This window comes from Roseomonas fluvialis, from assembly GCF_022846615.1.
In the GTDB taxonomy this organism is placed as follows: domain Bacteria; phylum Pseudomonadota; class Alphaproteobacteria; order Acetobacterales; family Acetobacteraceae; genus Neoroseomonas; species Neoroseomonas fluvialis.
The window spans coordinates 5,275,626-5,294,173 of the sequence record NZ_AP025637.1; the positions used below are offsets into that span (position 1 = coordinate 5,275,626).

Below are 18,548 nucleotides of genomic sequence, written 5' to 3' on the forward strand. Positions count from 1 at the left end.
GGGCACTGAAAAGACGAAGCCGCACCACGGGGTCAGATCGCGGGCGAATCGTCCATCGCGAAGGCCTCGGGCCGGGCGCCGGCCAGGGCCTGGGCGTGCATGCGACGGAAGGCATGTTCGAGCGCACGGGCCTGGCGCGGCGTGTCGAAGGCGGCCGATCCGGGCAGCGCGGCCGCCAGCCGGGCCCGCAGGGCGGCCAGCCGCGCCGGGTCCCGGGCCAGCGCGATCGCCTCGGCCTCCTGCGCGGCGGGGCTTTCGGTGATGAGTTCGGGCAGGCCGAGCGTGGTCAGCAGGCTGGCCGCAACCCGGCCGGCGAAGGCGCGCCCGGCCGCCGTGAGCACCGGCAGGCCAGCCTGAAGCGCGTCCGCCGCCGTCGTGTGGGCATTGTAGGGCAAGGTGTCGAGGAACAGGTCGGCCAGGGCGTGGCGGCCCAGGTGCTCGGCCATGTCGTCCACGCGCTGGGCCATCACCAGGCGGGCCGGGTCGATGCCCCGCGCCGCGGCGACGGCCAGCAGGTTCCGGGTGGCCGGCGCGTTCTCCTGGCGCAGCCACAGCACCGACCCCGGCACGGACGCCAGGATGCGCATCCACGCGTCGAAGGCCGCGGGCAGGATCTTGTGGGTGTTGTTGAAGCAGCAGAACACGAAGCCGTCTTCGGGCAGGCCGAAGCGGGCGCGGGTGATGCCCGCGGTCGCGATGCGGCGGCCATCGTCGGTCGGCAGGACGCAGCCGGGCAGGCGCACCACCTGTTCGGACCAGTCCGCCTCGGCACCCGGCGGGATGACGGTGGCATCGGCGACCACGTAGTCCAGGAAGCCGCCGCCGCTGGTGCCCGGATACCCCAGGAAGCCCACCTGCACCGGCGCGATGCCGCGCGCCAGGACCGCCCCGCGCGAATCCCCCGAATAGCCATTGAGGTCGATGGCGATGTCGAGCCCGAGGCCCCGTGCGGTATCGACCAGCGCCGCATCGGGCAGCGCGCTGCAATCGTGGAAGCCATCGACCGCGGCGCGGATGCGCGCCTGCACCGCATCGCCCGTCAGCGGGCCGAGCGAGATCGCGTGCACCTCGAAGGCCGTGCGGTCGTGGCATTCCAGCAGCCGCGCCATCAGGTGGCCGACCGCATGCATGCGCAGTTCGCCGCTGACATAGCCGATGCGGATGCGCCCGGCCGTGCCGCGCACGGGCAGCGCGTCGCGCCGCGCCGGCAGGTTGGCGCGCGCATGATGCGCCGCGGCGCGCAGGTGCAGGCCCGGATCATCGACGATGGCGAGCGCTTCGAAGGGTGGCAGCCGCGCCGTGCCGGCCGCGACGCCGGCGAGAAGCCGCGCGCGCGTGGCCTCGAACCCCGTCCAGTCGCAGATGCGCATGCGGGTGAAGAGCAGCAGCGCATCCGCGGCATCGGGCAGGCGGCCGGGCGGCAGCGCGGCGGCGCGCGCATAGGCCGCGGCCGCGGCCGGCAGGTCCTTCGCCGCCAGGTGGATGTTGCCGGCGACGATCTGTGCGGGGCGATGCGCGGGGTCCAGCGCGACGGCGCCGTCGATGGCGGCGATCGCCTCGGCATGACGCCCCAGGCCCGACAGCGCGAGGGCCTGGCCGATCGCGGCGCGCTGGCTGTCGGGCTGGCGGCGCAGCGCCTCGGCGAAAACCTCGAGCGCGGGCGCAAGGTCGCGCAGGTCGAGCAACCCCTGCCCCAGCGTGACCAGCAGCGGCAGCGTGGCGCCGTGGCGCCGCGCGGCCTCCCGCAGGTGGTCGACCGACTCACGATGCCGCGCCAGGCGCTGGAGCGCAGCCCCCACATGGACCAGCGCGCCGCGATGCGCCGCATCCAGCGCCAGCGCCTGGCGGAAGGCCACCAGCGCCTGGTCCGCCTGGTCCAACGCCATCAGGCAGGCGCCGAGGTTGTTGTGGAAGTCGGCATCGATGCCCGGCAGGCGGCGGTCGAGGATGGCGCGATAGACGTCCAGCGCCTCGGCCGGGCGGTCGAGCGTGAGCAGCGTGTCAGCCAGGTTGAACAACGCGTCGCCGCCGCGCGGGTCGGCGGCAACGGCGCGGCGGAAGGCCTGCGCCGCTTCCGCGTTCCGCCCGAGCGCGCGCAGCGCATTGCCCGCGTCGTTCAGCAGTGCGGCGTCGCCCGGTGCGCGCAGCAGGGCGGCCTGCAGGTGCTTCAGCGCGTCCCGCGCATCGCCCTTGGCGAACAGCGCGAGGCCGAGCAGGCGGTTGACCTGCACGCCCGAACGGTCGCGCGGCAGGGCGCGGCGGTAGCAGCGGATGGCGTCGTCAAGCCGCCCGGCGCGGTGCAGCGCGATGCAGGTGTCGAACTCGGTGGTCATGCGGCGCGGTGTATCGCAGCGCGGCGGTGCGGGGAAACGACGCCCCGGAAAAACGAAGGGCGGCAGGGTTTCCCCTGCCGCCCCCGTTCCTGCCGATCCCGAAGGATCAGAAGGCGAGACGGATGCCAGCCACGCCGACGTTGATCGTGCGGGTGTTGGAACCGTTGAACGAGGCGAGCGTGGTGCCGGTGCCGCCGGTGTAGCGGGCGTTGGTCGGCTGCGAGGTCGGCACGTTCTCGTCGTTGATGTTGTTGTAGAGGGCGAAGAGCACGAGGCCCGGCGCCAGGTTGTAGGCGACGCCCACGCCCCAGATGGTGTGGGTGCGGTCGTCGAGGTCGCGGAACACCGGAGCCGCCGCCGTGCCGCCCACGCGGGCCACGCCGTTGCCCTGGAAGCCCTGGCCGAACAGGCCGCCGAACACCACCGGACCCATCGTGTAGGTGATGCCGAGGGCATAGTGGCTGGCACCGTCAACGCCCGCGTTCACCGCGGTGCGGCCAACCGAGGCGCCGCGATACTGGCCCCAGGTGTACTCGCCGCCGAAGCCGAAGCCGTAGGCGGTGATGGACGCGCCGACCGTGTAGGCGTTGACCGACTGCGCGCGCGGGTTGCCGATGGCGCCGAAGGCGGTGCCCGCGGCGTTCAGCTTCGGCGGATCGGCCCACATGGCGCCGACGCCGGCCTGCACGCCAACGGCCCCGAAGGTGCCGCGGTAGCGGATCGCGGCCGAGATCTCGTTCTCGAGGCCGGTGCGGTCACGCTGGGCGGTGGTGGTGCTGCCCTCGACGTTCGTGCGCTCGCCTTCGCCGGAGTTGAAGGCGTAGGAGAGGCCGAAGTCGAAGCCGGCGAACTGCGGCGACAGGTAGATGATCTTCGTCGCGTCGTTGCCGTCGTTGATGCCCGAGATGATGTAGGGCGAGCTGTCGGCGAGGCCGGTCTGGACGATGAACTCGTCCCATTCGGCGTCGCCGCCGAGCGCGGCGGAGGCCGGCGCGCGGACCTGCAGCAGCGAGGCCGCGTTGTCTTCCTGGCCGAAGCGCAGCGTGCCGAGGTTCGGCATGGAGATGAAGCCGTACATCTCGTCGAAGGAGACGGTCGTGCCGTCACCCGCCGTCGCGACGACGTTGTCCATCTGGAACTCGAACACGGCGCCGTAGGTCATGCCGTTGGCCGAGCGACCGTCGATGAAGACGTTCAGCTCCATGTCGTTGCGGAAGTCACCGCGCTGACGGGCCTGGGCGTTGTTGTTCGGCACCGACGAGTTGCGGCTGCGGGCGCGGTCCCAGTCGTCCTGGATGTAGCCGCCCGTGAAGGCAAAGTAGCCGCCCAGGCGGACCGTCAGGCCGCCGGCGCCGGCGATCGCCGGGGTCGGCTGCACGGCCACGCCACCCGTACCGGCGCCCGACGGGACCAGCGGAGCCTGGCCGGCCGTGGGGGCACCGCCACCGGCGGGAACCTGCGTTGCCGCGGGCTGAGCGAAAGCCCCCGGCGCCAGAAGGGCGGCGCCGACAACGGCGGTCGTCCCCAGCAGAATCTTGCGCATTCTAGTCCTCCTCATGGCCGGCGAACCGGCATTTCCCTCGGCCCCCTTGCCCCCCCGGACAAGGTACGCCGCCGCTTCCCGCAACAGGCGGAATGGCGGCGTCGCGGCCTGGGGCGAATATGTCCCGCCCGAGCCAGGAGGGGCAACCGTGCAGTCAGCCGTCCCGCGACTTACCTGAGACACTGTGGCTGACCGGCCACAGGCTGTGGCAGCAACCCGCCGATCGCCCCGACCGCGGCCACGCCCCTCGGTAGCCGCCGGATCGTTGCCGGCGCGATACCACCCAGCGCCGCCACCGGCCGATGCCCCAGCCGACGCGCCGCCAGCGCCCAGCGCAGCGGGCCCAGCGCCGTCGCGCCCGGATGGCTCGCAGTCGGAAAGATCGGCGACAGGAACACCAGCGCCGGCCGCAGCCGCCGCGCCCGCGCCGCCGCCACCGCCCCGCCATGCGCCGCCATGGTCAGCACCGCGCCCGGTGCGCCCGCCCGCCGCGCCAGCAGCATCGGCAGCAGGTGGCGCGAGGCCCGCCGGTCCGGCAGGTGCATCCCCGCGCGCAGCGCCAGGCCCGCGCGGCCATCCCCCGCCACCACCAACGCCAGGCCGCGCCGCCGCGCCAGGACCGCCAGGCGCGCCAGCACCGCCGGGTCCAGCCCGCGCGCCACCACCCCTGCGCCACGCGGCAGCCGGGCGGCGGCGGCCAAAGGGTCGGGCAGGCGCACCGGGTCGGAGAACAGCCACAGCCGGGGCACGCCGCGCGCCGGCCGCGCCCTGTGCAGCCGCGCCAGATGCACTAGGTTGACCCCGCCATGTCCGAACCCTCCGCCATCGCCGCCAACCTCGCCACCATCCACGCCAGGATCGCCGAGGCCTGCGCCCGCGCCAACCGCCCGCCCGGCAGCGTGACGCTGGTCGCGGTATCCAAGACCAACCCACAGCAGGCCGTGCTGGAGGCGCTGGCCGCCGGCCAGCAGGTGTTCGGCGAGAACCGCGTGCAGGAGGCGGCCGAGAAATTCCCGGCCCTGCGCGCCGCCCACCCGGCCATGCGCCTGCACATCATCGGTGGGCTGCAGACCAACAAGGCGCGCGACGCGGTGCGCATCGCCGACGTGATCGAGACGATCGACCGCCCGAAGCTGGCCTCCGCGATCGCCGAGGCGATGCAGAAGGAGGGCCGGCGCCCCGATTGCCTGGTGCAGGTGAATACCGGGGAGGAACCCCAGAAATCCGGCGTGGCGCGCCACGAGGCCGACGCCTTCATCCGCGCCGCGCGCGAGGAGCACGGCCTGCCCGTGAGCGGGCTGATGTGCATCCCGCCGGTCGAGGACGACCCGCGCCCGCACTTCGCCTTCCTGCGCGACCTCGCAGCGCGGCACGGGCTGAAGGTGCTCTCGATGGGCATGAGCGGCGACTTCGAGGCGGCGATCGCCGAGGGGGCGACGCATGTGCGCGTCGGCAGCGCCATCTTCGGGGCGCGCGCGCCGGCATGACGCGCGGGCCGGACGACGCGGGCGGCCGGTCAGCCGGCCGCGGCCGCGGCCTCCAGCGCCAGGCGCGGCAGGTCGGCGCCGAGCGTCGCGAGATCGTTCACCAGCATGGCCGCCGCCGCCGGCGCTTCCGCCGGCACGTGCTGCGCCATGTTGGCGAGGAACACCGCCCGACCAGGCAGCGCCCCGAGCGGCCAGGGCATATCGGGCTGGGCGGCCAGCAGGGCCTCCAGCGCGACCATCAGCGGCCGGTCGTCCCGCGATCCGGCGATCTCGTCGCGGGCGAGCGTGCAGAGCCGCGCCACGGCCGGCGCGAACACCATCAGGTCCGGGCGTGCGGCGACGCCTGCCTGCGCGAGGCCGAGGCAGGCATTGCAGAAGGCGGCGAGGGCGCGCGCCTCGTCATCCGGCGTCGCGCTGCGCGCGCGCAGGGCCTGCAGCGTCCGGCGCAGCGCGCGGCGGCGGTGGCGCGCCCGCGGCCGGCCCCGGGCGAAGAAGTCCAGCCGCCACGCGACGGCGGCGGCCCAGCCGGGCAGGCCGGCGAAACGGTCATGCATCGGGTCCCCCTCCCGCCAGAGCCTTGACGCCCCGCGGCGGGCGCGGGATTCACGGCGCCATCCCGCTCAGGCAAGGCTATCCATGACGCGCGTCTTCTCCGGCATCCAGCCCTCGGGCGTGCCCACCCTCGGCAACTACCTCGGCGCCATCCGTAACTGGGTGCCGCTGCAGGACCAGGCCGAGGCGATCTATTGCGTGGTGGACCTGCACGCGATCACCGTCTGGCAGGACCCCGCGGAACTGACACGCCAGACGCGCGAGATGGCGGCGGCGCTGATTGCCTGCGGGCTGGATCCGCAGCGCTGCATCTTGTTCGTGCAGTCCCATGTGCGCGCGCATGCGGAGCTGGCCTGGATCTTCAACTGCGTCGCGCGGCTGGGCTGGCTGAACCGCATGACGCAGTTCAAGGACAAGGCCGGCAAGAACCAGGAGGCATCCAGCGCGGGCCTGTACGTCTATCCGAACCTGATGGCGGCCGACATCCTGACCTATCACGCGACCAAGGTGCCGGTCGGCGACGACCAGAAGCAGCACCTGGAACTGGCCAACGATATCGCGCAGAAGTTCAACCACGACTACGGCGTGGAGTTCTTCCCGACCATCGAGCCACTGATCCAGGGCGTGGCGGCACGCGTGATGTCGCTGCGGGACGGGACGAAGAAGATGTCGAAGTCCGACCCGTCGGACCAGTCGCGCATCAACCTGACCGACGATGCCGACACCATCGCCATGAAGATCCGTCGCGCGAAGACGGACCCTGAGCCGCTGCCCGACCACATGGCGGGCCTCGAGAACCGGCCGGAGGCGCGCAACCTGGTCGGCATCCTGGCCGCCATCACGAACACGCTGCCCGAGAACGTGCTGCGCGAACATGGCGGGCAGGGCTTCGGTGCCTTCAAGTCGACGCTGGCGGATGCGCTGGTGGCCCACCTGCAGCCGATCGCGGGCGAGATGAAGCGGCTGCTGGACGACCCCGGCGCGCTGGATTCGGCGCTGCATGTGGGGGCGGAGCGTGCGCGCGCGATCGCCGAGCCGATCGCGGCGCGGGCGCGCGAGATCGTGGGGTTCCTGCCGGCGCGGTAGCGCGCGGCGGTCAGGTCAGGCTGGCCGTGGCCTCGGGTTTCGCGGCAACGGTCGGCGGCTGCCAGGCGGGGATGGTCAGGTAGGCGATGCGCTTCGCCTCGAGCCGCCCGCGCGTGACGGTGTCGAGCACGAGCCCGCTGGCGAAGGACAGGCAGCCGAGGATGCTCAGGCCGGTCGCCAGGATCGCAGTGGGGAAGCGCGGTACCAGCCCCGTCTCGGCGTAGGTCGCAAGCAGCGGCAGCGCGAGCGCGACCGCACTCGCAATCAGCAGCGCCCCGAACGCGCCGCAGAAGGCCAGCGGCCTCTCGCGCTGCACCAGCAGCCCGATGGTGCGCAGGATGCGCCAGCCGTCACGCCACGTGCTGAGCTTGCTCTGGGATCCCGCTGGCCGCTCGCGGTAGTCGGTAGCGATCTCGGCGATCGGCAGGCGTAGTTCGAGCGCGTGGACGGTGAACTCGGTCTCGGTCTCGAAACCCGAGGCCAGGGCGGGGAAGGACTTCACGAAGCGGCGCGAGAAGGCACGGTAGCCCGAGAGCATGTCGCCCACGCGGTTGCCGAAGACCACGCCGACCATGCGGGTGAGCATGACATTGCCGAAGCGATGGCCGGGCCGGTAGGTCGCCGCGCCCGCGACGCTGACCCGCAGGCCGGTGACCATGTCGAGCCGGTCGGCGAGCAGCAGCGCGACCATGCCAGGGGCGGCGGTAGCGTCGTAAGTGCCGTCGCCATCCACCAGCACATAGGCGTCCGCCTCGATGTCGGCGAACATGCGGCGGATGACGTTGCCCTTGCCCTGCAGCGGCTCGCGGCGGACCTCGGCGCCCGCCTCGGCGGCGATGCGCGCCGTGTCGTCGCGGGAGTTGTTGTCGTAGACGTAGATGGTCGCGTCCGGCAGCGCGGCGCGGAAGGCGGCGACGACCCCGCCAATCGCCGCGGCCTCGTCGAAGCAGGGGATGAGTACGGCGACGCGGGCGGTCATGGCGCCGGCGCCTCCGCCCCCGCGGCGCGCACCATGAACCAGGGCCCGACCCGCTCGACCGTGACCGGCCGGTGCAGCGCCGGCGTGCAGAGGCGGGGCGCATCCCAGCACTGCTGGCCCTCGATCGGCTGCGTCACCGGCAGCATGCCTGGCACCGGCAGGGGGCGCACCGCGACCTGCGGCAACACAGGGTAGCCGCCGAGGCCGAGCGGCATGCCGCGCGGGCGCTGCATACCCGCGTGCACCGCCAGCGCGACAACGCCGATTGCGAGGATGCCGGGGCCGAGCCCGCGGGCGGGCAGCCGCGCGTTCACCCAGGCGATGGCGGCGGGCGGAGCCAGCATGGCGACGGCAAGCAGCAGCGGCAGGAGCATGAAGGTCCGGCCATAGCGGATCAGCGGTGCCGTGGCGAACCAGAAGGCCAGGGCTCCCAGTGCCGCGGCCAGGAGGATTGCACCCTCCATGCCAGGTCCGCGCCATTCCAACCGCCGCCGCCTGAGCGATACGGCCGCCAGGACCACAGCCAGCGCCGCCAGGGCTCCCACGAAGGGCAGGACCGGGTCCGCCAGCGCCTCTCGCGCCCAGGGCAGCATCCAGGATCGGTCAGCCAGCACGACCTCCGGCGGCACCCCGGGCAGCCGCGCCCAGGCGCGCACCCAGTCCATGTCGCCGCGCGCCACTGCCGGGTCGATCGTCCAGGGCAGCGGCAGGCAGGAGGCCGGCTGAGGATAGGCCAGGCAGCCCGAGGTCGCGATCCCGCGCAGCAGCCACGGCATCCCGAGGGCCAGCCCGATAACGGCGAGCAGAGCGACCTGCCGGCGGTCCATCCGGCCCCGCCACCAGTCCACGATCGGCAGAAGAAGCAGCAGCAGCAGCGGCAGTGCCGAGAGCTTCACCGCAACCGCCAGCGCAACCGTTGCCGTCAGGATCCCGGCGATGGCGAAGCGGTCTTCATCAGCCTCCGTGTATTGGAGGCCGAGCAGAAAAGCGTAGAGCGCGAGCAACGTCACCGGGATGTCGGTATTGGGGGACCCTATCCAGCCGCGCAGCGTGAAGACCGGCGTGAGAACCAGCAGCCCCACGACCAGGGTGCCGAAGACCGCAACGCGCGCCTGCCCGGTACGGATGGCGGCCACAGTACGCTCGGCCATCGCAAGGAGCACGAAGCCCGCGAGCAACGCGTTCAGCGAGAAGGCGCCGGCGACGCCCGGCACGCCCGCGGTGGCCAGCGCGGCGGCCGGAAACCAGAGGGAGTTGTAGCCGAACCGTTCGTGGATGCTCGCCATGCCCAGCACGACCGGCAGTTCCATGGCCTGCCGGACGTGCTGCATGTGATAGAGGCCGCTGTCGAAATGCCAGGCGCTGCTGCGCAACATCGCGGGCAGCAGCGCGAGCAGGATGCCGGCGAGCAGCAAGGCAGGCACCGCGGCGGAGCGCCAGTCCGTGAGCAGGCAGGGCGCGGCGCCCCGCCACCCGAGCACCAGCAGCACCGCACCGCCGGCCGACAAAACCATCGCCGGCCAGGGCGTCAGCGGAAGGACCAGGTTTATCGTGGCGCCCAGCGCGGCGAGCGCCGCCACGCCCAGCAACCCGACCTCGCCGAAGGCGAGGCAGCGCGCGGCGCCGAGCGGGAACAGGCGCAAGCATCCCACGCCGATGCCCAGACAGGCGACGGCGGCGAGCGCGAGGCTGGCCGCCGCCCCCAACATACGGCGCCGTTCAGCGCCCGGTCTGGATGCGCTCGACCAACTGCTTCACGCTCGGCACGAAGCCGTTCGAGTAGAACGGGTCGCGCGAGAAGCGATAGGCGTTGTGGCCGGCGAACATCAGGTTGTTCTCCATGCCGCGGTCATGGGCCACATCCTGCAGCGTCTTCTGGATGCAGAAGCTGCGCGGGTCGGCCTTGCGGCCGGTGGAATAGTCGGGTTCGGTCTGCGCCCAGTTGCTGAAGCGGCAATGGGACAGGCAGCCCATGCAGTCCACCTGGTCCTTCACGATCTCCTGCGCCTTGGCGGGCGTCACGAAGATCAGCGTGTTGTCGGGCGTCCGCATGGCTTCGGTGAAGCCCTCGGATTCCCAGTGCGATACCCGCGCCAGGTCGTGCGGCGCCAGGTAGACGATCCGCTTGCGCGGCCCCACGCCGTATTCGGCGATATGGTCGCCGACCGGTTCGGTGGTGAAGGCCACCTGGCGCTCGTTGCGGTCCTCGAGCTCCTGCAGGAAGTCGTTGCGCACCGCCGAGGAATAGAAGCCGGTCGGCGAGAAAGGCTGCAGCAGCACATCGCCGGGCTTGAGCGTCAGCAGCCGCTGCTTCCAGGCTTCCGGGATCGGGCTCTCCTGGGTCAGCAGCGGGCGGGTGCCGAACTGGAACGCCACCGGGCCGAGCTCCGGATTGTCGATCCAGTCCTCCCACTCCTCCAGCCACCAGACGCCGCCGGCCATGATGATGGGCGTGTCGTCGAGGCCGAATTCGCGCATCTGCTGGCGCAGCTTCAGCACGCGGGCATAGGGCGCTTCCGGAACCTTCGGGTCCTCGCTGTTCGACAGCCCATTATGGCCACCGGCCAGCCAGGGGTCCTCGTAGACCACGCCGCCGAGCCATTCGCGCGTCTTGGAATAGGCGCGCTTCCACAGCGCGTTGAAGGCGCGCGCCGATGAGACGATGGGGTAGTAGTGCACGCCATAGTCGCGCGCGATATCGGCCAGGCGATACGGCATGCCGGCACCGCAGGTGATGCCATGGACCAGGCCCTTGGCCCCTTCCAGCATGCCGCGCGCGACACGTTCCGCCCCGCCCATCTCCCACAGGATATTGGCGTGGATGCGGCCCTTGCCGCCGGCCATGTCGTGCGCGCGCTTCGCCTGCGCGACGGCTCCGTCGATCGCGTAGCGGACCAGCTCCTCGTGCCGGTCGCGGCGCGTCTTGCCGTGATAGATCTGCGGGATCGGCTGCCCGTCCGCGTCGTAGGAATCGGCATTGACCGCGGAGAAGGTGCCGGCACCGCCCGCGGCGGCCCAGGCCCCGCAGGTCGCACCATTCGAAACGGCTACGCCCTTGCCGCCTTCGACGAGCGGCAGGACGTCCACGCCGCCCATGCGGATTGCATTGATGGCCTTCAACGAAAGGCGCTCCCCCGGGACTTCATGACAGCAATATGGCATGCACCGAGGCCCCTGACAGGGGCCCCGGCTGGATCGGCGTGGTGGATCAGTCCGCCGCTTCGCCACCGCGGTCGCGGCGCGGGCCACGATCGCGGCGCTCGCCACGGTCCGCGCGGTCGCCACGGTCGCCATCCTCGCGCGGGCGCTTCGCACCGACCTGGTCGGAGATATCGGCACCCGTCGCCTGGTCGACCACGCGCATGGACAGCTTCACCTTGCCGCGGTCGTCGAAGCCCAGGACCTTGACCTTCACCTGGTCGCCTTCCTTGACGATGTCGGTCGTCTTGTTGACCCGCTCCTGCGACAGCTCGCTGATGTGGACCAGGCCGTCCTTGGCGCCGAGGAAGTTCACGAAGGCGCCGAATTCGGCAGTCTTCACGACCTTGCCATTGTAGATCACGCCCACTTCCGGTTCGGCCACGATACCGCGGATCCAGTCGATGGCGCGCTGCGCGGCCTCGACGCTCGTCGCCGCCACCTTGATGGTGCCGTCATCCTCGATGTCGACCTTGGTGCCGGTCTGCTCGGTGATCTCGCGGATCACCTTGCCGCCGGATCCGATCACGTCGCGGATCTTGTCCTTAGGCACATTGATGACGGTGATGCGCGGCGCGGTCGCCGCCACGTCGGAACGGTTACCCGACAGGCCCTTCGACATCTCGCCCAGGATATGCAGGCGGCCGTCGCGCGCCTGGTCGAGCGCGATCTTCATGATCTCGAAGGTGATGGACGTGATCTTGATGTCCATCTGCAGGCTGGTGATGCCCACATCGGTGCCGGCCACCTTGAAGTCCATGTCGCCGAGGTGATCCTCGTCGCCCAGGATGTCGGACAGCACGGCGAAGCCTCGGTCTTCCTTGATCAGGCCCATGGCGATGCCGGCGCAGGGGCGCTTCAGCGGCACGCCGGCATCCATCATGGACAGCGAGGTGCCGCAGACGGTCGCCATCGACGACGAACCGTTGGATTCCGTGATCTCCGACACGACGCGGATGGTGTAGGGGAACTTCGCCTTCTCCGGCAGCAGCGGGTGGATGGCGCGCCACGCCAGCTTGCCATGGCCCACTTCGCGGCGGCCGGGCGAGCCCATGCGGCCCGTCTCGTTCACCGAATAGGGGGGGAAGTTGTAGTGCAGCATGAAGTCCTCGCGGTACTCGCCCGCGAGGGCGTCGATGATCTGCTCGTCCTGCCCGGTGCCCAGCGTGGCGACGCAGAGCGCCTGCGTCTCGCCGCGCGTGAACAGCGCCGAACCATGCGCGCGCGGCAGCACGCCCACTTCGGCCACGATCGGGCGCACGGTGCGGGTATCGCGCCCGTCGATGCGCTTGCCGGTGTCGAGGATGTTGTTGCGCACCACGTCGGCCTCGAGCTCCTTCAGGAGGCCCTTGGCAGCGGCGACGTCGGCACCCTCGGCTTCCAGCGCGGCGGCGATCTTCTTCTTGACCGCGCCGACCTTCTCCTGACGGAGCAGCTTCTGCGTCTCGGTGTAGGCGACCGCCATCTCGGCGCGGCCGAGTTCCGAGATGCGCGCCTTGAGCGCCTTCGTCGCGTCGGATTCCTCGGGCACGGCCCAGGGTTCCTTGGCGGCGACCTCGGCCAGGTCGATGATCGCCTGGATCACCGGCTGGAACGACTTGTGGCCGAATTCGACGGCGCCGAGCATCACGTCCTCGGTGAGCTCGGACGCCTCGGATTCCACCATCAGCACGCCCTCGGCGGTGCCCGCGAGCACCAGGTCGAGCACGCTCTCCTTGCGTTCCTCGGCGGTCGGGTTCAGCACGTACTGGCCGTTGATGTAGCCCACGCGCGCGCCGGCGATCGGCCCGAAGAAGGGAATGCCCGACAGCGTCAGCGCGGCGGAGCAGCCGACCATGGCGACGATGTCGGCCTCGTTCTCGAGGTCATGCGACAGCACGGTCGCAACCACCTGGACCTCGTTGCGGAACCCATCCGGGAACAGCGGGCGGATCGGGCGGTCGATCAGGCGGGAGGTCAGCGTCTCGAATTCGGACGGCCGGCCTTCGCGCTTGAAGAAGCCGCCGGGGATCTTGCCGGCCGCGAAGGCCTTTTCCTGGTAGTTCACGGTGAGCGGGAAGAAATCCTGCCCCGGCTTCACGCTGCGCGCGCCGACGGCGGTGCACAGCACGATGGTGTCGCCCAGGCGCGCCAGCACGGCGCCATCGGCCTGGCGGGCGATCTTGCCGGTTTCCAGCACCAGGGTCTTGCCGCCCCAGGGGATTTCCTTGCGGAAGTACTTGTCGAACATCGGTCGTCCTCTCGTCGCGCGGCGCCGGATGCGCCTTGCGGACCATGCCCGCCCGTCCTTGCGCGGGCGGCGGCACGGCGGATGGGGCCAGGCATGGCCCCGGGAGCGACACGGAGGGCGGAACAGGGATGGACCGCGGGTCCAGGACCGGCGTGGTCGGCGTCTCGGGCGGCATGGGGTGGGCCCATCGCGGGTCGCGCGACGGGAAGGCCGCCCATGTGGCCGGAGGCGCCGCGCCGGTCCGGTCAGGGGGCCCGCGGCAGCACTGTCAGCCCGCCGCGGTCGCGGCGGTTGGCGCGCCCCGGCCTCGGGCCGGTCGCTTCCAGAGGGGCGTATGGCGCGGTTTGGCGGAAAAGGCTACCGGAAACTCCCGGCCGGCGCACTACCGCCCATGCAGCCAGCGGAAGGCCGGCGGCGTCAGTACCGTCACCAGGAAGATGCGCGTGACGTGCAGCGTCACGATCAACGCCACATCCATGCTCAGGACCTTGCCGGTCAGGCTCATCTCCGCGACCCCGCCCGGCGCGGTGCCCAGCAGCATCGCACCCATCGGCGCGCCGAACAGCCAGGCCAGCGCCGCGCCGGCCACCGCGCAGGCGACCATCAGCAACGCCACCTGCATCACCGCATGGGGCAGGAAGCGGCGCAGCGGGCGGATGGTCTCTCGCCCGAAGGCTGCGCCCAGGCTGGCGCCCAGCACCACCTGCGCCAGCGCCGAAAGCCAGCCCGGAACTCCCGACAACGCCACACCCGATGCCGTGAAGGCCGCCGTCACAGCCAGGGGCCCCAGCATCCACCCCGCCCGGACGCCCACGCGCACCAGCGCCCACCCCGCCGCCAACCCGCCCGCCACCTGCAGCGCCAGGATGCCGGGCAGAAAGGGCAGGACGGTGGAGGCCTGCGGCACATCCCCGCGAAGCCCCGCGAGTGCAAACAGGTTGGGCACCAGCACAACCACCGAGCAGACCCGCAGCAGTTGCGCGAGCGCCACCGGCGCCGGCCGCCCGCCATAGGATTCCGCCAGCATCGCCATGTCCGCGACACCGCCCGGGATCGAGGAGAACCAGGCCGTCGCCATGTCCACCTTGCCCCGCCGCGCCAGCACCGGCGCCAGCGCCGCACCGATCGCGAGCGTGATGAAGGCCGCCAGCAGCAGCAGCGCCGCCTGCGAGACCAGCACGGCCGCTGTCGCCGGCGTGAAATAGGCGCCGAGCGCGATGCCGATGATGCCGAGGAAGCCGTTGCGCAGGCGCGGGTCGGCCTCGGCCGGTGCGCCCAGCAGCCGCGCCGCCGCCACCGCCACCAGCGACCCGATCAGCCAGGGCAGCGGCAGATGCAGCCAGGCGAAGGCCGCCCCGCCCAGCCCGCCGATCACCCCGCCCAGCAGCAGGCGCAGGATCCGCGCGGCCGTCACCGGTCCCTGCCGCAAGTCTGACCGATGGAAGAAATGCGACCCTGCTCCATTCACTGCGCCGCGCGGCCGCGAGGCAACGCCGCATCACGAGCCTACCGGCCGGCTGGATCGGCATCTCCTGGATCGGCATCTCCTAGCAGGTTTCGTTCCAGCGCGCCCGTCATGCCGCGACCAGCACGCGGTCGCGCCCCTGCTGCTTCGCCGCATAAAGTGCCTTGTCGGCGGCCGCCAGGGCTGCGTCGATCGCCGCCGGTGCCGGGCCCGCGCCGATCGCGGCCACGCCCACGCTGAGCGTCACCGCGGCATCTCCGCCGGCCGGATGCGGCACGGTGGCGCGGACCAGCGCGCGCAGGCGTTCGGCCACAGAAACGCCTTCGGCGATGTCGTCGCCGGGCAGCAGCAGCGCGAATTCCTCCCCGCCCAGCCGGCCAGCCACGTCGCTGCCGCGCACCGCGGCGCGGATCGCCGCCGCCACGCCGCGCAGCACAACGTCGCCCGCGGCATGGCCGTGGCCGTCATTGATCGCCTTGAAGCGGTCGAGGTCCATCGCAACCACCACGCTGGGCGCGCCCTGCCGCCGCGCCGCCGCAAGCGCCGGCCCGCCAAGCGCGGCGAAGCCGCGACGGTTGGGCAGGGCGGTCAATGGGTCGGTCTCGGATTGTTCCGCCAGCCGCGCCTCGAGCGCATCGCGCCGGCGCCAGCCTTCGATCAGCATCAGGACGAAGATCGGCACCAGGGCGTCGACCACGAGCCAGCCCCAGGCCTCGATCGTGGTTTCCGGCGCGGCGCCGCGCGCGATGGTCGCGAGCGCATCGCGCACCGCCAGCCAGGCAATGCCCAGCAACACCAGCGCGCCGACCAGGCGCTTGGCACGGCGGAACCAGTCGCCCCGCACGCTGACCGCGCGCATCACCCCGAAGACAACCGCGGCCAGCGCCAGCATCGCCGTCAGGCCGCGCAGCGCGAGATGAATGTAGACGTCCGTCGTCACGGTCCTGGTCCCGTCGCGCCGGGCGTGGTGCCGCACCGCGATCACGACCTAGACTGCCACACCGCCCTTAATGGATCGATGCCGATGGCCTTCGCCGACCCGCGCGATGGGGATCTCGAGGATGACGCGTCGAGCACGTCGCGCCATTCGCTGCTGGGCCATGCCTCGCACATCCTGCTCGAGATCAGCCTGCCCAAGCTGGCGCTGGCGGTGCTGCTGCTGCTGGTGGTGCCGGCGGTACTGATCGGCGCCGCGCCGAAGGTGGCGCTGTGGTTCGCCGAGGCGGTCTGGGCGCAGGTCTCGGATGCCGCGCGCTGGCTCACCGTGCTGCTTGTGCTGCTGGTCGCGGCCGTCGTCCTGTGGCGATGGGGCGGGCGCGTTCTGCGCGCGGTGGAGCGCAACTTCTGGGCGCTGAACGCTGCGCTGGTGCAGCCGCTGTACATGGCGGTCCGCGAACTGGTGGGCCTGGTGCTGGAACGCGTGGCGCCGACCCGGGACTTCGCCGCGGCCAGGCGCCTCGCCGGCCTGGTGGCGGGTGGCGTGCTCGCAGTGGGCGCGGCGCTGGTCGCGCTGGCGGTGGGGCCGCTGCCCAGCGTGATCGTCGAGGATACCTCGCTGCCCGGCCTGCTGCGCGCGGCGAGGGATTCCCTGTCGAACGGCATCTGGGCGGTGGCCGTGTACCTGATGATCGGCGCGCCGGCCTGGTCGGTCGCGGAAATGCTGGCGGGGTCGCCGCGCGAGATCGACGATGCCATCGTCCCGGGCGACGCCACCTGGCGCGTGGCGCACCTGTCCGACATCCATGTGGTCGGCGACCCCTACGGATTCCGCCTGGAATGCGGCCGCGACGGGCCACGCGGCAATGCGCGCGTCGATGCCGCGCTGGCGGTGCTGGAAGCCGAGGATGCCCGTGCACGGATCGACTGGGTGCTGGTCACCGGCGACGTGACGGATGCCGGGCGCAATGCCGAATACATCGCCTTCGAGGAGATAACGGCGCGCCACCCCGCGCTGCGCGAGCGGATTCTGGTCATTCCCGGCAACCACGACGTGAACATCGTGGACCGCGCCAATCCCGCGCGGCTCGAACTGCCGATCGCGCCGGGCGGGTCGCTGCGGCGGCTGCGCCTGCTGGCGGCGACGGCGCGGCTGCAGGGGCATCGGGTGCACGTCATGAATCGCGCGGCACGCCGCGTGGGTGCCACGCTGAACGACTGGCTGGCCGCCGAGGATCGCGGTGCCACGCTGGCGCGCTTCATGGACGATGGCGGCATCCGCGCCGGGATCGCGGCGCGCGAGGTCTGGAACGAGGCCTATCCAATGGTGGTGCCGCCGCCCACACCGGACGGGCTCGGTGTGCTGCTGCTGGATTCGAATGCCGAGACGCATTTCTCCTTCACCAATGCCCTGGGCCTGGTGGGGATGGACCAGATGCGCGCGGCGGAGGCAGCGATGGCGCAATACCCGGCCGCGCGCTGGCTGGTGGCGCTGCATCACCATCTGATGGAATACCCGCGCCCAGGCGCGCCCCTGGCCGACCGGATCGGCACGGCACTGGTGAACGGGCATTGGGTGCTGGGCCGGCTGCGGCGCGTGGCGGCGCGCGTGCTGGTGCTGCATGGCCACCGGCACTTCGACTGGATGGGGCGCAGCGGCGCGCTGCGGATCGTCTCGGCGCCGTCCGTCGTCATGGGCGCGCCCGACCGGGCAGAGGCGCATTTCTGGATCCACGCACTGGCGCCAGCGGCGGATGGCGGGCTGGCGATGCTGGCGCCATTGCGCGTCGTGGTGCCCGACCCCGCCCTTGCCGCGTCGCCCCCTGCCCCATAGCCTTCGCGCAAAGGCTTCATGCAGGAGATGACGATGCGCACCACCGACCGCCGTTCCATGTTCGCACTCGCGGCCGCACTGGGGGCCGGTGCTGCGCTGCCGGCCGCGGCACGGCCGCTCGACCAGGTTCTGTCCAGCCGGCGGCTGCGCGCGGGCATCAACCCGACCCTGCCCCCCTTTGGCACCTTCAACGACCGCAACCAGATCGACGGCTTCGACGCCGACATTGCGCGCGAAATCGCGCGGCGGATGAATATCGAACTTGAGATCGTGCAGGTCGGCAGCCCCGACCGCATTCCCTTCCTGCAGGCCGACCGCATCGACATCGTGCTGGGTGCCATCACCCGCACCGTCGAACGCGCGCTGGTGATTGACTACACCCAGCCGCTGCACACGCAATCCATGGTGGTGCTCACCAAGGCATCCGGCACCGCGGTGCCGATCAACGCGCCGGCGGACCTCAACAACCGCGCGGTGCGCCTCGTGCAGGTGCGCGGGACGGTGGGCGTGCCCTGGATCCAGGCCAATGCGGCCCAGGCGCAGGTCACTCTGCTCGACAACTATCCCGACTGCTTCCGCGCGCTGGCGCAGGGCCGCGCCGACGCCATGGTGGACGTGGCGGAATCCGTTGTCATCCCGATGCGCAACTTCCAGGGCGTACAATGGAGGATCCTGGACCAGGTGCTCGCCAGCTTCTGGGTCGGCATCGGCGTGCAGAAGGGCAATACCGGCCTGCGCGACGTGCTGAACGTGGTGCTGTTCGAGATGCACAGGTCGGGCTTCGTGAACACAACCTGGGAGAAGTGGTTCGGCGTGCCGATGACCACGCCCATTCCATTCAACCCGATGTTCTAGAACATGGCCCCAACGCATCTGGAGCCCCTGCGGCCCGCCACATGGCGGGC

Annotated in this window: 14 protein-coding genes; 4 read left to right on the forward strand and 10 right to left on the reverse strand. The window is 71.6% G+C overall.

Annotated features, from left to right (window positions below):
• Positions 1-32: 32 nt before the first annotated feature.
• The 3 genes from MWM08_RS25290 to MWM08_RS25300 form a co-directional block, all read right to left on the reverse strand.
• Positions 33-2,333, reverse strand: coding sequence for a tetratricopeptide repeat protein (locus tag MWM08_RS25290; RefSeq protein WP_244457230.1), 2,301 nt, complete (start codon positions 2,331-2,333; stop codon positions 33-35).
• Between the two features lie 106 nt (positions 2,334-2,439).
• Positions 2,440-3,876: a porin gene (locus MWM08_RS25295; protein ID WP_244457231.1), complete on the reverse strand. Its 1,437-nt coding sequence runs from the start codon at positions 3,874-3,876 to the stop codon at positions 2,440-2,442.
• A gap of 170 nt (positions 3,877-4,046) precedes the next feature.
• The gene (locus tag MWM08_RS25300) at positions 4,047-4,625 is read right to left on the reverse strand and encodes a thiamine phosphate synthase (protein WP_244457232.1); all 579 of its coding nucleotides are present in this window, start codon (positions 4,623-4,625) and stop codon (positions 4,047-4,049) included.
• A 57-nt stretch (positions 4,626-4,682) separates the two neighbouring features.
• On the opposite strand from MWM08_RS25300, the gene MWM08_RS25305 reads away from it, so the two are divergent.
• The gene (locus MWM08_RS25305) at positions 4,683-5,363 is read left to right on the forward strand and encodes a YggS family pyridoxal phosphate-dependent enzyme (RefSeq protein ID WP_244457233.1); all 681 of its coding nucleotides are present in this window, start codon (positions 4,683-4,685) and stop codon (positions 5,361-5,363) included.
• Positions 5,364-5,392: 29 nt separating this feature from the next.
• On the opposite strand, the gene MWM08_RS25310 is transcribed toward MWM08_RS25305, so the two are convergent.
• The gene (locus MWM08_RS25310; RefSeq protein WP_244457234.1) at positions 5,393-5,917 is read right to left on the reverse strand and encodes a hypothetical protein; all 525 of its coding nucleotides are present in this window, start codon (positions 5,915-5,917) and stop codon (positions 5,393-5,395) included.
• A gap of 82 nt (positions 5,918-5,999) precedes the next feature.
• Here MWM08_RS25310 and trpS point away from each other — a divergent pair, with 82 nt between their 5' ends.
• Entirely contained in the window at positions 6,000-7,001 is a 1,002-nt protein-coding gene (trpS, locus tag MWM08_RS25315; protein ID WP_244457235.1) for a tryptophan--tRNA ligase, read from the forward strand.
• Positions 7,002-7,011: 10 nt separating this feature from the next.
• Here trpS and MWM08_RS25320 read toward each other — a convergent pair whose 3' ends face one another.
• From MWM08_RS25320 to MWM08_RS25345, 6 genes are all read right to left on the reverse strand, one after another.
• Positions 7,012-7,980: a glycosyltransferase gene (locus MWM08_RS25320; protein WP_244457236.1), complete on the reverse strand. Its 969-nt coding sequence runs from the start codon at positions 7,978-7,980 to the stop codon at positions 7,012-7,014.
• On the reverse strand, positions 7,977-9,689 hold the full coding sequence (locus MWM08_RS25325) for a DUF8201 family protein (RefSeq protein WP_244457237.1): 1,713 nt from the start codon (positions 9,687-9,689) through the stop codon (positions 7,977-7,979). Before MWM08_RS25325 ends, MWM08_RS25320 begins: the two co-directional genes overlap by 4 nt.
• Positions 9,690-9,699: 10 nt before the next feature.
• Complete coding sequence (locus tag MWM08_RS25330; protein WP_244457238.1) at positions 9,700-11,100, reverse strand: NAD(P)H-dependent flavin oxidoreductase; 1,401 nt, start codon at positions 11,098-11,100, stop codon at positions 9,700-9,702.
• An 88-nt stretch (positions 11,101-11,188) separates the two neighbouring features.
• Positions 11,189-13,408, reverse strand: a complete 2,220-nt coding sequence (gene pnp / locus MWM08_RS25335; protein WP_244457239.1) for a polyribonucleotide nucleotidyltransferase — start codon at positions 13,406-13,408, stop codon at positions 11,189-11,191.
• A 382-nt stretch (positions 13,409-13,790) separates the two neighbouring features.
• Positions 13,791-14,837, reverse strand: coding sequence for an AbrB family transcriptional regulator (locus MWM08_RS25340; RefSeq protein ID WP_244457240.1), 1,047 nt, complete (start codon positions 14,835-14,837; stop codon positions 13,791-13,793).
• 145 nt (positions 14,838-14,982) lie between these two features.
• Positions 14,983-15,813, reverse strand: a complete 831-nt coding sequence (locus MWM08_RS25345; RefSeq protein ID WP_244457241.1) for a GGDEF domain-containing protein — start codon at positions 15,811-15,813, stop codon at positions 14,983-14,985.
• A 78-nt stretch (positions 15,814-15,891) separates the two neighbouring features.
• On the opposite strand from MWM08_RS25345, the gene MWM08_RS25350 reads away from it, so the two are divergent.
• Together MWM08_RS25350 and MWM08_RS25355 are read left to right on the forward strand one after the other, a co-directional pair.
• Positions 15,892-17,643 carry a metallophosphoesterase family protein gene (locus MWM08_RS25350; protein WP_244457242.1) on the forward strand — a complete coding sequence of 584 codons (1,752 nt, stop codon included), beginning with the start codon at positions 15,892-15,894 and terminating at the stop codon, positions 17,641-17,643.
• 33 nt (positions 17,644-17,676) lie between these two features.
• Complete coding sequence (locus tag MWM08_RS25355) at positions 17,677-18,498, forward strand: transporter substrate-binding domain-containing protein (protein ID WP_244457243.1); 822 nt, start codon at positions 17,677-17,679, stop codon at positions 18,496-18,498.
• Positions 18,499-18,548 lie beyond the last annotated feature (50 nt).

Bases quoted from the DNA above. Each gene is read 5' to 3' on its own strand.
- MWM08_RS25295 (WP_244457231.1), bottom strand. From the start codon at position 3,876: ATGCGCAAGATTCTGCTGGGGACGACCGCCGTTGTCGGCGCCGCCCTT.
- MWM08_RS25305 (WP_244457233.1), top strand. From the start codon at position 4,683: ATGTCCGAACCCTCCGCCATCGCCGCCAACCTCGCCACCATCCACGCC.
- pnp (WP_244457239.1), bottom strand. From the start codon at position 13,408: ATGTTCGACAAGTACTTCCGCAAGGAAATCCCCTGGGGCGGCAAGACC.
- MWM08_RS25325 (WP_244457237.1), bottom strand. From the start codon at position 9,689: ATGTTGGGGGCGGCGGCCAGCCTCGCGCTCGCCGCCGTCGCCTGTCTG.
- MWM08_RS25320 (WP_244457236.1), bottom strand. From the start codon at position 7,980: ATGACCGCCCGCGTCGCCGTACTCATCCCCTGCTTCGACGAGGCCGCG.
- MWM08_RS25310 (WP_244457234.1), bottom strand. From the start codon at position 5,917: ATGCATGACCGTTTCGCCGGCCTGCCCGGCTGGGCCGCCGCCGTCGCG.
- trpS (WP_244457235.1), top strand. From the start codon at position 6,000: ATGACGCGCGTCTTCTCCGGCATCCAGCCCTCGGGCGTGCCCACCCTC.
- MWM08_RS25350 (WP_244457242.1), top strand. From the start codon at position 15,892: ATGCCGATGGCCTTCGCCGACCCGCGCGATGGGGATCTCGAGGATGAC.
- MWM08_RS25290 (WP_244457230.1), bottom strand. From the start codon at position 2,333: ATGACCACCGAGTTCGACACCTGCATCGCGCTGCACCGCGCCGGGCGG.
- MWM08_RS25355 (WP_244457243.1), top strand. From the start codon at position 17,677: ATGCGCACCACCGACCGCCGTTCCATGTTCGCACTCGCGGCCGCACTG.